The following is a 15,411-nucleotide window of genomic DNA, read 5'->3' as shown; positions in this document are numbered from 1 at the left end:
TCTTCCTTAATTGAAAGAAAGGTGCTGCTATTTAGTTTAATTTTTTGGATTTACAAAAGGCATCATTTCACGTAATGTTGCCCCCACTGCTTCAATCTGATGACCCTTTTGTTTTTCACGCATCGCTTTAAATTCAGGAAAGCCATTGGCGTTATCTGCTGTAAAGGCTTTTGCAAAGGTTCCATTTTGAATATCTGCCAATACCTCTCCCATTGCTGTTTTCGCATCCTCCGTCACTACACGAGGGCCTGACACATAATCCCCGTATTCAGCCGTATTGGAAATCGAATGGCGCATCTTACCCATTCCACCTTCATACATCAAATCAACAATTAATTTCATCTCATGTAACACTTCAAAATAAGCTACTTCTGGTTGATAACCTGCCTCCACTAGTGTTTCAAAACCCGCTTGAATTAAACGCGTCACTCCGCCACAAAGAACGGCTTGTTCACCAAATAAATCCGTTTCAGTTTCTTCCTTAAAGGTGGTTTCTAAAACACCTGCTCTTGTTGCCCCAATTCCTTTTGCATAGGACAATGCTAAGTCACGTGCATTTCCGGTGGCATCTTGATATACCGCAAACAATGCTGGAACAGCTGCTCCTTCTACAAAAGTTCGACGTACTAAATGTCCTGGACCTTTTGGTGCTACTAAGAAAACATCTACATCCGATAAAGGTTCAATGACATCAAAATGAATATTAAAACCATGAGCAAAGACTAACGCATCACCTGCTTTTAAATTCGGTTTGATTTCAGCTTCATAAACACTTCCTTGATTTTCATCTGGTAATAAAATCATCACTACGTCACTTTGCTTCGTTGCTTCGGCAACTGAAAGCACCTCAAATCCATCTGCTCTCGCTTTATCTGCGGAATCCCCTTCGCGAATGCCAATTACAACTTCATGACCTGTATCTTGTAAATTTTGAGCATGAGCATGTCCTTGCGAACCGTATCCAATCACTGCAATTTTTTTACCTGTTAACGCATCTGTTGCTACTGAATTTTCATAATATATTTTTGCCATTTTTTGTACCTCCAAGTTTTTTAGTTTATTGGGTAGTGCTATAATTCCTGATTATTTTTAGGACTTCGTGTAAAACCAGCAACACCTGTTCGTGCAATTTGTTCAATACCGTAAGGAGTAATTAGTTCAATGAAGGCTTCTATTTTTTCACTTGTTCCTGCTAATTGAATGACGATGTTTTCTGTTCCAACATCAATCACGGTTCCACGGAAGGGTTCCATCAATGCGTTGATTTCAGCACGTTTTTTGAGTGGAGCGGTCACTTTCAATAAAACCAATTCCCGCTCGACATGAGAACAATCCGTAATATCTTTGACCTTTAAAACATCAATTTGTTTCTTAAGTTGTTGAACCACTTGTCTAGCATCTTCCTCCGTTGGAATCGCTGCGACAATGGTGATTCTTGAAATACCTGCTTCAATCGTTTTTCCAACAGCGATGCTTAATACATTGTATTGCCTTCTAGCAAATACACCTGTAAAGCGATTCATCACTCCGGTCATATCTTTAACTGTAGCTGTAATCAATCGTCGCATTTACTCCACTCCTTCCATACAATGATTGGGTTGACCTGCTGCTACCATTGGCAAAACCAACTCGTTGCTGTCTACAATAATATCGATGACCGCAGGACCCGTTTCATTAAAGATAGCCTTCAGATCTGCTTCTAAGGTTGTGGGGGCCGTTAGCTGAATTCCTTTAATACCATAGGCATCTGCTAGTTTTACAAAATTGGGTTGACTATTAAATATCGAATGAGAAAAGCGTTCGCCATGAAATTTTTCTTGCCATTGTTTCACCATTCCTAAAACGCCATTGTTTAAAATAATAAATTTAACATTTAACTGATAGTCGTTTAAAATAGCCAGTTCTTGATTGGTCATTTGAAACCCTCCATCGCCTACAAAGCAGACGACTAATTTTTCTGGATAGGCAAACTGTGCGCCAATTGCAGCTGGAATTCCAAAACCCATCGTTCCTAATCCACCACTTGTGACCAATTGATAACGTTCTTTAAATGGATAAAATTGTGCAACCCACATTTGATGTTGCCCTACATCAGTTGTAACAATTGCTTCACCATTTGTTATTTCTCCAATTAATTCAATCGCTTTTTGAGGTTTGATAATCTCAGTCGAATCTGTGTATTTATAAGGATAGTTTGTTTTTCTTAATTGACTTGTTCGAAGCCATTCTGCTTGAGGAAAAAGTGGTTCCTTCTGCATCGTTAGCAATTGAGTTAGGACTTCTTGACAATCACCATGAATCGGAACATCTGTCTGAATGACTTTTCCCAGTTCAGCTGGATCAATATCAACATGAACAATTGCAGCATTAGGTGCAAATTCAGTTGGCTTCGTTGCTAAACGATCGTCAAAACGGGCCCCAAAATTAAGCAACACATCGCATTCAGACAACGCCATATTCGCTGCATAAGAACCATGCATACCGCCCATTCCTAAAAATAATGGATCGTTATGGGGGATACTTCCTAGTCCTAATAAACTTGTTAAAACAGGGATTTGATGATACTGACTAAACTCTTGCAACGCCTCTACTGCTCCACTATGATGTATGCCCGCTCCAGCTAAAATCAAAGGTTTCTTCGCTTTTTTTAACAACTGGAACACTCGGCTTAGTTGATCCTCGTTAAAAGTAGATTCTGGATGATAACCTGGCAACTCTATGTCAATGGGATGAACGTTGGCTGTTGTTAAGATTCCAATATCCTTAGGAATGTCGATGACTACCGGACCTTTGCGACCGGTTGAAGCGATATAAAAAGCTTCATTGACAATTCTTGGCAATTCTTTTACATCGCGAATTTGATAGTTGTATTTAGTAATTGGTGTAGTTAAGCCGATCATATCTGCTTCTTGAAAGGCATCTTTTCCAATTCCCGGCTGATGAACTTGCCCTGTAAAGACAACTAAAGGAATCGAATCGCTCATTGCATCTGCAATTCCTGTCAAAGCATTCGTCGCTCCCGGACCACTCGTAACTACCACCACTCCAGGCTTTCCAGTTACACGTGCATAGCCTTCTGCTGCATGAACTGCGCCTTGCTCATGTCTGGTTAGGATATGGGGAATGTTACTTTTATAAAATTCATCGTAGAGAGGCAAAACGGCTCCGCCAGGATAACCAAAAATCAAATCTACGTGTTGGTTTTCTAAGGCCTCTACTAAAAGTTTTGCGCCACTTTTCATTGCTTGTTTATTCGATTCCATCGGATTCACCTCTCATTTAATCTAATAAGTCATCTGGAATTTTTAATACCCCACCGGTATGAGCAGAAGTGACTAAAGCCGTATATCTTGCTAAATAGCCGGTTTTTACTTTTGCCTTAAACTTTGGTACTCGTTTTTTCCGTTGCTCTAGCTCTTCATCTGAAACCGCCATATCAATTTTTCGTTGAACTAAATCAATGGTAATTTCATCGCCATCTTCAATTAAACTAATTGGTCCACCTGCTGCTGCTTCTGGCGAGATATGTCCCACCGCAATTCCTCTTGTTGCTCCTGAAAAACGACCATCTGTAATGAGAGCTACCTCTTTTCCTAAACCACGCCCAACAATAGATGAGGTAGGCGCCAACATTTCAGGCATTCCAGGACCGCCCTTTGGTCCTTCATAACGAATCACCACTACATGTCCTCGTGTAACGCGGTGATCGTCAATAGCTGCCACTGCTTCATCATGAGTGGAAAAACAAATGGCTTTTCCCTTAAAAACTTTGATAGAAGGATCAACGCCACCTACCTTGATAGTTGCGCCTTTTGGAGCAATATTGCCAAATAGCATGGACAAACCGCCAACTGGGCTGTAAGGATTTTCCTTTGGATGAATAACCTCCGTATTTAAAATCTTAGCGTTCGCTGCATTTTTTCGAAGTGTTTTTCCTGTTACTGTTATTCGATCGGGATGAATAGCCGTTTCTAAATCAATTAGCTCTTTGATAATCGCAGGTACGCCACCCGCTTCATGGACATCGTGCATTGAATAAGCAGAAGAGGGAGCAATTTTGGATAAATAAGGAACACGAGCTGCGATTTCATTGATTCGCTCTAGTTCATAGTCGATTTCTGCTTCATTGGCTAAGGCTAATGTGTGTAAAACAGTGTTAGTTGAGCCTCCCATTGCCATGTCTAAAGCAAAGGCGTCATCAATGGCATCTTTTGTAATGATGTCTCTCGGTTTGATATTATTTTTCACTAAATCCATCAAATGAAAAGCTGATTGCCTCACCAACTCACGACGCTCATCTGAAATGGCTAAGGCTGTTCCGTTAAAAGGGACTGCCATTCCAAGAATTTCCATCAGACAATTCATTGAATTAGCCGTAAACATTCCCGCACAAGAGCCACAGGTTGGACAAGCATTTGCCTCCATATCTAGAAATTCTTCTTTCGACATTTTGCCTTCTTTAAAGGTTCCTACCGCTTCAAAGACAGAAGAGAGTGTCAATGCTTTACCAGTTGCAGAAAGTCCTGCTTTCATGGGACCTCCTGAACAAAAAATAGCGGGTACATTCGTTCGAACAGCTGCTAATAGCATACCTGGCGTAATCTTGTCACAGTTTGGTATGTAAAAGACGCCGTCAAACCAATGGGCATTAATAACTGTTTCTGCAGCATCGGCAATAATTTCACGGCTTGGTAAGGAGTAACGCATCCCAATATGTCCCATCGCAATTCCGTCGTCTACTCCAATCGTATTAAATTCAAAAGGAATTCCTCCAGCTTCACGAATGGCTTCCTTTGCCAAATCTGCTAGTTCTCTTAGATGAACGTGACCTGGAACAATATCAATATAAGAATTACAAATTGCAATGAACGGTTTGTCCATATCCCCCGAACTTCTTATTTGACCTGTTGCATGCAATAAACTTCTTGCTGGAGCTTGTTCTACTCCTTTTTTGATCGTATCACTACGCATCCTTATCACTCCTTTTCTTTAAAATAAAAAAAGCATCCCTATACAATAAAGTAGGGATGCTTTTAGCGAAGAATCCCGTTTAGCAATCACAAACAGGACTCAAACTACTGATTTTTCAGTGTTCAAAGCCCTTCTAAAGTAATAAAATTGTAATGACTGAATGGAACATTGGCGTTTTTTGGTTAGCTTTAGTTGTTTGAGTCATCATCATTGTATTCTCCTTTTCGTTTGGGTTCTCCATTTATTTTTTAATTTATTTTTAATCTAATTCTTATTTACTAATCTAATTCTAATCTCATGGGATGTCAAGTATTATTTTTTAATTTCCAGACTATTTTTTAATAAAATAACATCAAAAAAAATTGAAGACACGCTAAAAATTCAACTATAAAACAAAATAAAAAGACCCAAGAAACCGGTATACTGATAGTTTCTTAAGTCTACTAAATCAATTAATTATTTTTCCACAACTCTTCTGTATTTATAATAACATGATCTGAATTTCTAACTGTATCTTTTCTGGTAGGGTTGTTTGGGAAACTTGCATTTCCATCAAACTCAATAATTTCTGTTGTATCATTGCCTTTAATAAATTGAGTGTAGCTTCCGCCAGTACCACTGATATTCGTAACATGAAAGGTTAGTTTATTTCCTGCAGTTTCAATATCTACTTCTCTCTTCAACCAACTGTTTAGCCAGCCTCATTTTCTTCAACAAATGCTTTTGTCCGCCACCCTCATGGCCATTGTAAGGATAACAAGTCATCGTTTTTTTTGATTGAATTCGATTGTAGGAAGCAAAATAATTTTTCGCAGGACAAACAGGGTCTTTCAATGCTACTGAGGCATAAACGGGGCAGGTAATCCATTCCGCTAAATTCATAGTATCAAAATAAGTTTGGACATCTAGCACAGCCGTTTCATTTTCTGGATTCATACGCAAATAGTCCGCAATGGCTTTGAAACTTCCTGTTTCTTCTTGAATACGTGTGGCTATATCTGAACTGCTAGGAACATCTGGAAAGGAAGCAAAAATTCGTTCTTTGCCTAGTGCAGCTGTGGCCATTACTAAGGCACCTCCTTGACTTGCTCCAGTAAGGCTGATGAACTTATTGTCAATTTCAGGCAAAGCTTCTGCTGCTTCGACACACCGTAACGCATCCGCGAAGAGTCTTCGTTGGTAATAAACTTCTCGATTGAGTAATCCATGAGTAATTGGCATTGGTAGTAATGGAACTGGGTATGGATGCGCATCTCCTGTTAACCCACCTTGTCCGCGAACATCCATGACAATAGTTGCAAATCCTAATGACGCCCAATGTAAATGGCCAATCGGCTCTCCAACAACTGATAAATACCCTAAATAGTCAATCATGCAAGGAACTTTCCCTTGTCGATTTTTGGGTAAAAGATACCATCCATTTAACACTTCTCCAAATAACCCTGTGAATTGAATGGAAAAAATCTCAATCGAGTCACTCGGGTATTCATAGGGGGTTAATTTTAAAGCCAGTTTTTCTGAAGCTAGTTCTTTTAAGGTTCGTTTCCAAAATTCTTCAAAATCCGGTTTGCGGGTCATTTCGGGTAAATAGTTTTCAAAAACCATTAATCTTGCACTCCTTCCACCGATTCCCCTCGAATCAAGGTTGTGTAAATTCGCTCACTTTTTGCAGGAGTACCCTCAAGCAACGCTAATATTTTTTCTGCCGCAACCGCGCCCCATTTGTACATCGAATAATCAACAGTAGCCAGTCTAGGCTGGATATAACGACTGACCTCCGAATGATCAAAACCAATAATTCGAATATCCTTCCCAATTTCTAGGTCGGTTTTTGCTAAATAATCATACATCCCGATGGCCATTTCGTCATTTAAACAAAAAACAGCGACGTTTTTTTCATTTTTTTCCGCAATCTTTTTAGCTGCCCGCATTCCAGATTCTTTTGTAAAGTTTCCTTCCAGCACCTCGTACTCAATATGTTCAAAGCGTTCCAGTTCTTGCTTGGCAATCGCTAACCGAATATTGCTGTCATATGTGTGGTCAGGTCCCGTTACAATATAGGTTTTCGTTGGACTTTGCGCTAACAAATAATCTAAAGCTAACGTCGTTCCTGCTTGATTATCTAACAAGACATGACAGACTTTTTCTGATTCTAGTTCGCGATCCAATACAACGATATTCAGCTCTCGCTCAGCATATTTTTCGATTTCAGCTGTTGGAAAAGTAGCATCTAAAATAATGGCTCCATCAATTAATTTTTCTGGTAAAAATAAATGGGACTTTGTTCCGGAACACACAATCATATCGTAACCGTGTCTCCCAAGAGTTTTAGTTACGCCTTCAAGGAGCGATCCATAAAATGAGCCTCCATAATTCGTTAAATAAACACCAATCAAATTCGTTTGTTGCCTTTTCAATGTCCGCCCTGCCATATTTGGAATGTAGTTCATCTCATCGGCAATTTTCATAATACGTGACCTTGTTTCTTCTTTTACTTTTGGACTATTGTTCAACGCATAGGAAACCGTTGAAATAGAGACTCCCGCTTGATTTGCAATGTCTTTAATTCCAACCAATTGTCATCCCTCCTTTAATTGTTCTAATTGTGTAACGATTTTTTTAAAGAAAATAAGTTGAAGTTGTGCTGTAACAGAAAAACCAAACAAGGTGACAAAGTAGAATGTCTGACGATAAAACACCGGCAAAATCACTAATAAGACAAGGCCGACTAAGAACATCATCATCACGTAAGGTAAAAAGCGAAACACAATCAACAGCGCATTTTTCATTGTTTCTTTCACACTATTTTTAAACTGACTTTGTAAGGCATAGGGTACGATAAAATAGAGAGCTAAAACTGAACCGATAATTGCCATCGGTAACGTAAAGACTGGAAATGAACGAATGACGTAGGCTGTTACACCAACATAAGGTAAAATCATCACTAAATGAATGCCCCACAACAAGCTACTCTGTTTAAAATTTTCTCGAAAGGCTTTAAAAAACTCCTTGGCAATGGCCAAATGGTCATCCTTATTCGAGCGATAAATCACACTAAATAGCGCTGTTATCGCCGCACCAATAGTAAAAATTGGGAGACATGCAAGGATAAACAAGACATTTAGAATTGCTAAGTTCGCGATTCGATTTAATAAGGTAAACAGCGGGCCATTTAATTTAAAGATATCATTCATGGTCAGTTTCCTTTCCTAGTTGAAAGAAGCCAAAAAGACGATTCTTTTTGGCTTCTCCCCTACTCTTAGTCTTTCGTTTCAAGTTTTTCTTTGTTTTCTTTCATTTTTTCATTTCTTACTTTTTCAATCTTATCCCAGTTGTTTTCTTTCAGGAATGTTTTGTAGTCTGCTAATTTTTTATCAAATCCTGCATCATCTTTTGAGCGAATCATTCCAACTAACGCTGTGCTCCATTTCGTTTTAATGCCGTCAAAGCTTCTAGCTTCTGGAGTACCCGCATCAGGATTGGTATTTTCGATAATGAAATGAGGTTTTAGTTTTCCCTTGCCCCACTCTTGCATTTGATTCACAGAAGCATCTGTTGAACCAACACCTAACGCATTGTTGCGGTCGTGGTTAAAGTATAAGAATTCGCTGATACGATATTTCTCACTATATTCAACTGGATTGTCTTCTTTTAGTTTTAATACTTCTGGTAAAAATTCAATTTTTCCGTCTTGGTTGTATTGATACGTTTCGCCTTCAACACCGTAACGAGTTAAAATTTGTCCTTTTTTATCTAATAAATAGGTGAATAATTGGATTGCTTTAGCAGGATCTTTAGCGTCTTTTGTAATATAGTTTACTAACCAACCAGAAATACCTGTTTGATTTAATGTAGGCTCATTGCCAAGTGTGCTCTTTGGTCCGTCAATCGCCATATACGCATTGCCCTTGTTGTTATTTGAGAAGGTTTGTAGTTGTGGCACAAGTCCACTGGTTCCATTGATAAATAAAGTTGCATACTTACCAGACTTGATTTTTTCATCAAAAGTTGGGCCATCATCAGCGAAGCTATCATCACTAATATTACCATCACGATAGACTTTATTCAATGTCTTCACCCAGCTTAGATAGTCTTTATCTAGGTTACGATCATAGAATTTTCCGTCTTTTTCTAGCGGTACACCTAACCAATCTTGTAAGGGCTCACCTAGCGAACCTGTGGTATCTCCTAATGGGCTAAATCCAAATGGTGTTAACTCTGGATATTTTTCTTTGATTTGGTTCATCACATTTTCAAATTCTGCTTGTGTCGCAACACTTGGTTTGCCTAATGCTTCATAGATATCTTGACGAATGATGAAATTGGTATTTACTGGAATCACACCACTGTCATAGTCTTCTTGCGTGTTTGAGTAGTTTGGATAGCCGTATGTTTTCCCATCATCTAATTGATACCACTTGAAGGTTTGGTCATAGGTTACTGATTTGAAATAAGGATCGTATTTTTTAGCCAAATCATCTAATGGGTATGCCCATGTATTGGCTTTTTTTGCAGCTGAAGAGGTTGGATCAAATAACGTTACAATATCGGGCATATCGCCACCAGAAAACATCGTGTTTAATTTCGTATCATCACCTGTAATGAATTTAACGTCAATATTCAAGTCTTTTTTAATTTGCGCAGTCGTTACGTCATCTCCAAAAGGAATCGTTTTCCAATCAGAGTTTAAATACCAAGTAAGGGTTGTCGGCTCTTCCTTCTTATCTAATTCCCACGCTGGTTTCGTTTTGTCTAGCTTATAACGATCAGCAATCGAGAAATCTTTGCCTCCATCATTTTCTGCATTTTCCCCGCCGCACGCTCCTAATACTACTGCTGTCAACGCTACTAACGATACACCTACTGCCAAACTTTTCATCTTAACCATTTTTATTGCCTCCTTTTATTCTTTAACTGCTCCAACCATCATTCCAGAAATAAAGTATTTTTGAAGTAATGGGTAAATAATCAAAATCGGAATGGTTGTAATCACAATCGTGGCGAGTTGTACGCCCCTTGTAGTGGTTTCAACAATTGCACTTGCACCCATATTGTCCATTCCCTGCATTTGAGACTGAACAATAATTTCATAGATTTTCATTTGTAAGGGATACAAGGCCTTATCGGTAATAAACATTTTCGTTGTCATAAAGTCATTCCATTGTGCTACCCCACTAAACAAGGTAATCGTTGCTAAAGCGGGTTTTGATAATGGTAAAAAGATTCTAAAAAAGACGGTCCAATCATTTGCGCCATCTATCCTAGCTGATTCTTCCAGCGATACAGGAACTTCTCTGAAAAAATTCATTAATATAATCACGTCATAATAACTTAACAGACTCGGAATAATATACACCCAAAAGCTATTTAATAATCCTAATGAACGAATCAATAAATAGTAAGGAATCATGCCGCCTCCAAAGTAAAGCGTAATCACGCCAAACGTTGTATAAAAGCCACGTCCTACCAAACGCTTTTTACTTAAGGCATAAGCCATAATTGAACAAAATAAAACATGAGTTAATGCGCCTAAAACGGTTTTAGAAACAGAGATAAAGAACGCATTTAAAATCGAACCATCACTTAAAACACGCTTATAATTATCAAAGGTTAATTCCTTAGGCCATAACATCAAACCACCATCTGCCAATGCCTTTCCTGAACTAACAGAAGAGACAATTACATTCCAAATTGGAATAATAATGATTAGCGTAAAGAGAACAAGTAAAATCGTATTAATCAAATAGAAAGAACGACTTTCCTTCATTTGAGATTTCTTTTTAATGAGTGCCATCATGTAGCTCCTTTCTAGAAGATTACCGATTGGTTATCATTCATTTTTTTCGTTGCTTGATTTGCTACAAATAATAAAATAACCGATACAACTGAAATTCCTAATCCAACTGCGGTAGCATAAGAGAAATCGCCTTGCGCCAACCCCATTCGGTAAACATAGGAATTAATTACTTCTGATTTTGCTTGGTTTTGCGAGTTCATTAAAACTAATGTCTGATCTAAATTCGACCCTAGTAGACCGCTTACATTTAAAATTAAATTTAACGAAATAATAGGTTTTAACATTGGAATTGTAATGTACCAAATTTGTTTTAATTTATTTGCCCCATCCATTCGAGCCGCTTCATAAAAAGTCGGATCAATTCGAGACATTGTCGCCAAATAAAGAATTGTTCCCCATCCGGCTTCCTTCCAAATATCAGATAAGACCGCAATCCACCAATATTTATCGGCATCTAGCAAATAATTTGGCCCAGCTCCTGGTTCAATCATTCCAACGCCCTCTAAGACTTGATTCAATAGACCACTTGTTGACAGCCAACTAATCAGCATCCCACCAAGAATAATCCAAGATAAGAAATGGGGTAAGTAGGAAACGGTTTGAACAACACGTTTAAAAGGACCACTTTTCACTTCAAAAATCATAATCGCTAAAACAATGGGAATAAAAAAGCCACACAATAATTTCAATAAACTAATGCCTAGCGTATTCACCACTGATTCCCAAAAAAATTGGTCATTCATAATAATGCGGAAATTCTCTAATCCAACCCACGGTGCATCTTTAATTGTATCAACAACTGTATAGCTCTTAAACGCAATTATCAGTCCGTAAATAGGAATATAAGTAAAAATAAACATAAAAGCAATGCCCGGAAGAACCATGGATTGCAATTGCCACTGTGATATAAATGTTTTCAATCGATCTTTAAATTTTTTTCTAGATTTTCGAACGAAAGTTGGACTCCCTCCAGTATTTTGCAATTTTCATACTTCCTTTCTTAAAAAACCTTTTATCGAAACGTTTCTACAAATTATTCTAACACGATAAGTAACCGCTTGCAATCTTTTTATTTTTAAGAACACAACTTATTAAATTAATCCATCAAACTATCTTAAAACGTTGACACATAAGCAATAAAATCATAATAAACTCTTGTACTTAATTTATTATTCTAATCTAATTACATCGAGATTTTTAGTCCTATCAAGTGAAACGTTTAACTTAATACAATTTAAAATGAGCTCCTATATAAAAATGAATTTTATATAGGAGACTCTTTTAAATTATTACCTTGTTTTCATGGAGACAATCACTTGAATCGGACCCGTCGTATTCTTCACAATTTCCTGCATTTGATTCCCTTCAATTTTAAACCCACCTGTACGATAAGGATTTAACGTTCGTTTAAATGGAACCGATTGCTGATTAATAACAACACTATCCTCCGCTTCATGCCATCGATAAATCACCTTAAGCGGCGTCGACAAGTAGGCAAAGTCAACCTTCACTTCCCCTAACTCGCCGGGAAGCATAGGGTCTAAAATCAACGCTTGCTTTTCTACTTGAATCCCGATGAGATGAGTGAAAAATTGGTTCAAATAAATGCCTGGTCCACTAGAATAAATTCGCCATCCGCCTTTTACAAGACGATCTCCAGTTTTTAATTCAGAAAAATGAGTTGCTGCTTCATAGCGTGTATCAAACTTGCCATCAGAGCTGCTAAAGTATGCATTGCTTTGTCTGATTTCCGCATTTGCAACATAGTCCGTCAATAAAATAGGATTGATTGTTGAGAGCGCCTGCCACATTTTTTGACCTTCTCCAACTTTTGCTAAGGCTTCTGAATAACGAATATGCGCATGAACGTATTGCAACCCTATTTCTCGACCAAAGTTTGCAGCTTGTTCCGCACGTTTAAAGTATTGACTAACACCACCTTGGTAATTCGCCGGTTGACTCATCAAATGAACACCATCTGGGAACAATAGATTGTCTTCAATTAGCGCCATATGGTGACGCATCTCTTTTGGAGTCAATAATTCACTAATCATACTTCTTGTCATTGGCAACAAACGATAATCAATCTGTGTTTTTTGATCCGTTGGATGCACAATGTAATCAAATCTTTCACCCTCTTTTAACACAAATCCAGGTAACGTTTGATCTTGTAGCATGTATTTTCGGTAATCTTTTTCGACATTTTGGGCCAGTTCCAGCAACTCTTTTGACCATTCTGGGTTTACTTTTTCTATTCCTATTGCAAATGTTTTTAATGCTTGGTACGTCAACGCTACCGTCCACGTACTTGCCATGTCTTCCTTCAAGCGACTATCGTAAGGCTGTAAGGTATCATCCCAATCGCCATCGCCATAACAAGATAGATACGTTCCCGGTAGAAAATGTGATGTAATATACGCCAATTCTTTTGCAATATGCTCCTTCATACTTTCCTTAAAGCCCGTTGCTTTTTTATCCTTGCGTGACATGTAGGGAACTTCTACTTCCAAAATCGAAACATCCCCAGTTGCTACCAAGTAATCGCCAATTACTTTTAACGGCCAGACAATAATATCCCCGTGACTTTCATCGGCCATTACTTCCTCATAACGATCAAACATAAACCATTGAGGCCAGTTGCCATCCTCAACAAATTGATGTGCAAAAATCATCGTTAAAATTTCCCTTACCACATCAAAACGTTGCGTTGCCATAAAGAATTCGATTGGACCTTGACAGACGTCCCTTGTTCCCCAAGCGGCTCCACCAAACTGTTCCAACCCATGTGGAACCAAGTAGTGAATTAACATATTGTGGGTATACCACCAAACAATGGTATTGTATCGTTCTATTTCAGTGTTTGGCGTCTCTGATGTCAAATTAAAATGACGATGCAAATCTGCTAAATAAAGACGATACGCTTCTGTCGCTTCATTAAAAGACTCTGGTGAAACAGCGGTTAAATCACCTTCTAGGCTAGCTGAAATCGTAATACTAAGCTCGCTCACCTGTTCAAATAATAAACTTGTCACTGGAATCTGCACTTCTGCAAGCTCTTCTTCAAACCAAAAATCACTGGCAATCCATTTAGCGGTTCCATCACTTTCCCATTCCATTCGATACGTTAGATTCGGATATTTTTGATAAGCTAACGTTGCTTGATTAGGTTTTGCAATTAACTGATTTTCTGTAGCATTCACCTTTATATCAGGCGCATTATCAGTTGCGGTATCATTGACAATAATTTCTTGTGTTACAAGCATTTGATACTTTTTCCCTTGCTTAGAATGAACGGTTAGTGCAACTTCTGACTGAGTCGTTTTTGTATAAACTGTAATGGTAATTAAATCATCCACTAGTTGATAATGCCACCGGGCATAATTAAAGCCCATTTCATACGCAGAAGGAATCGCCAGTAATTGATAGCACCCATCTACTAGTAAATAAATACGTTGTCCGCTTGTTTTGAAGGTATTCAACGGATTTCTGGTGTTTGAAATAAAATGATTCATAGATGTATTGCCTGCCACAATTTGCGACTGAAAGACCCCGTACATATAAGAAGTAGTCGTTAACGTCTCTTCTTTTGCATCAACACTCTTACCACTCATTAAAATGTGTCCATTTGGTCGTTCCATTTCCAATTCTTTATTTGCAAGCACCACATGTTCATTCGACTCTGTAAAAAAGGAACTGACTTGACCTGCTAAGAATTCTTCTAACTTTCTAGCGGGGAAAAGTTGGTCTAATTGCCCATTACTTAGCTCTTTTCCATTCAAAACTCCACTAATTTGAGAATTTTTAGTCGCTTTTTCAATTGGAACAAAATTCCCTTTATTTTGCTGAATTTCTTGATATTTCTCTAAAATAAGTGCTTTATTTTCAATCGTTTCGATCTTTAAAGGATGATCCTCTAGTATCATGCCGTAAAAATTAACCTTTTGTTGCTGAAGCAAGACGATTGGGTTCGTTTGTAGCGCCACGTATGCAAACTCATATTGATACACACGATCTTCCAATTGTTCTTTTGCTAAAATAGCAGGAACATTCGTCCCTTTATAGCTTTTCCCAAAAAATTGAAACCCATCTGTTGAAAAATGCGCAGCTCCCGTTAAAGAACCTTGCTGTAGGTATGGATTTTGACCATTTTGAACTTGATTTTGCCTAGAAGCCACTACCACACCCAAATCATCAGATAACACACGGTGGTCAACGTATTGCGAAACATAAGCCTCGTTTGCCAGTAACGAATCAGGTGTAGCTAAGCCTATATCTTGTCCATAAACAACATCAACAACATGCCCGCTTCCTGAAAGCAAAATATCCCAAAACCAAATTCCAGCATCCGTCAATGAAAAAACGACTTCATAAGCAATATCTAAAATTGTGCCTTGCCATTTCAACTGATTTTCCCCAAAGGACATTTGTCCTTTGGCAGCTCCTCCAATTAATGGAAAAGCTTGAATGGCTGTAAGATCATCTAAAATACGAAGGTAAATCCCATTCATTGATCCATCAATGACATTTCCTTTTACTTGATTTAACTGAATTCCTTGGTGCTCCACTTGATATAAATCCCCAGTTGGCAAAAAATTAAAAGTCGTTTTGCCATTTTTCAATACTCTATTTCCCACTACTTACAC

12 protein-coding genes are annotated in these 15,411 nt (G+C 38.2%); all 12 read right to left on the bottom strand.

The window, feature by feature from the left end:
- Positions 1-36: 36 nt before the first annotated feature.
- A complete protein-coding gene (ilvC, locus tag AC07SW_RS11345) occupies positions 37-1,074 on the bottom strand; it encodes a ketol-acid reductoisomerase (RefSeq protein WP_494632987.1) in 1,038 nt (345 codons plus the stop codon).
- Positions 1,071-1,568 carry an acetolactate synthase small subunit gene (gene ilvN / locus AC07SW_RS11340; protein ID WP_034572894.1) on the bottom strand — a complete coding sequence of 166 codons (498 nt, stop codon included), beginning with the start codon at positions 1,566-1,568 and terminating at the stop codon, positions 1,071-1,073. The genes ilvC and ilvN overlap by 4 nt, the downstream gene beginning before the upstream one ends.
- Positions 1,569-3,263 carry a biosynthetic-type acetolactate synthase large subunit gene (ilvB, locus tag AC07SW_RS11335; RefSeq protein ID WP_202871406.1) on the bottom strand — a complete coding sequence of 565 codons (1,695 nt, stop codon included), beginning with the start codon at positions 3,261-3,263 and terminating at the stop codon, positions 1,569-1,571.
- Between the two features lie 16 nt (positions 3,264-3,279).
- Complete coding sequence (ilvD, locus tag AC07SW_RS11330; RefSeq protein ID WP_494632906.1) at positions 3,280-4,971, bottom strand: dihydroxy-acid dehydratase; 1,692 nt, start codon at positions 4,969-4,971, stop codon at positions 3,280-3,282.
- 452 nt (positions 4,972-5,423) lie between these two features.
- Positions 5,424-5,654, bottom strand: coding sequence for a hypothetical protein (locus AC07SW_RS11325; protein WP_034572888.1), 231 nt, complete (start codon positions 5,652-5,654; stop codon positions 5,424-5,426).
- Positions 5,632-6,576 carry an acetylxylan esterase gene (locus AC07SW_RS11320; RefSeq protein WP_034572886.1) on the bottom strand — a complete coding sequence of 315 codons (945 nt, stop codon included), beginning with the start codon at positions 6,574-6,576 and terminating at the stop codon, positions 5,632-5,634. Before AC07SW_RS11320 ends, AC07SW_RS11325 begins: the two co-directional genes overlap by 23 nt.
- Positions 6,576-7,547, bottom strand: coding sequence for a LacI family DNA-binding transcriptional regulator (locus tag AC07SW_RS11315; RefSeq protein ID WP_034572884.1), 972 nt, complete (start codon positions 7,545-7,547; stop codon positions 6,576-6,578). The genes AC07SW_RS11320 and AC07SW_RS11315 overlap by 1 nt, the downstream gene beginning before the upstream one ends.
- A gap of 3 nt (positions 7,548-7,550) precedes the next feature.
- Complete coding sequence (locus tag AC07SW_RS11310; RefSeq protein ID WP_034572882.1) at positions 7,551-8,165, bottom strand: DUF624 domain-containing protein; 615 nt, start codon at positions 8,163-8,165, stop codon at positions 7,551-7,553.
- A gap of 65 nt (positions 8,166-8,230) precedes the next feature.
- Entirely contained in the window at positions 8,231-9,850 is a 1,620-nt protein-coding gene (locus tag AC07SW_RS11305; protein ID WP_494632985.1) for a type 2 periplasmic-binding domain-containing protein, read from the bottom strand.
- 24 nt (positions 9,851-9,874) lie between these two features.
- A complete protein-coding gene (locus AC07SW_RS11300) occupies positions 9,875-10,765 on the bottom strand; it encodes a carbohydrate ABC transporter permease (RefSeq protein WP_034572880.1) in 891 nt (296 codons plus the stop codon).
- 14 nt (positions 10,766-10,779) lie between these two features.
- Positions 10,780-11,652 carry an ABC transporter permease gene (locus AC07SW_RS11295; RefSeq protein ID WP_051915752.1) on the bottom strand — a complete coding sequence of 291 codons (873 nt, stop codon included), beginning with the start codon at positions 11,650-11,652 and terminating at the stop codon, positions 10,780-10,782.
- Between the two features lie 405 nt (positions 11,653-12,057).
- Positions 12,058-15,402, bottom strand: a complete 3,345-nt coding sequence (locus AC07SW_RS11290; RefSeq protein ID WP_494632904.1) for a GH36-type glycosyl hydrolase domain-containing protein — start codon at positions 15,400-15,402, stop codon at positions 12,058-12,060.
- Between the last annotated feature and the right edge of the window lie 9 nt (positions 15,403-15,411).

Source organism: Carnobacterium sp. GW821-FHT04C06 (genome assembly GCF_059420345.1).
The sequence above is the reverse complement of the archived record's forward strand: the minus strand, read 5'-3'. Positions and strand labels throughout refer to the sequence as shown.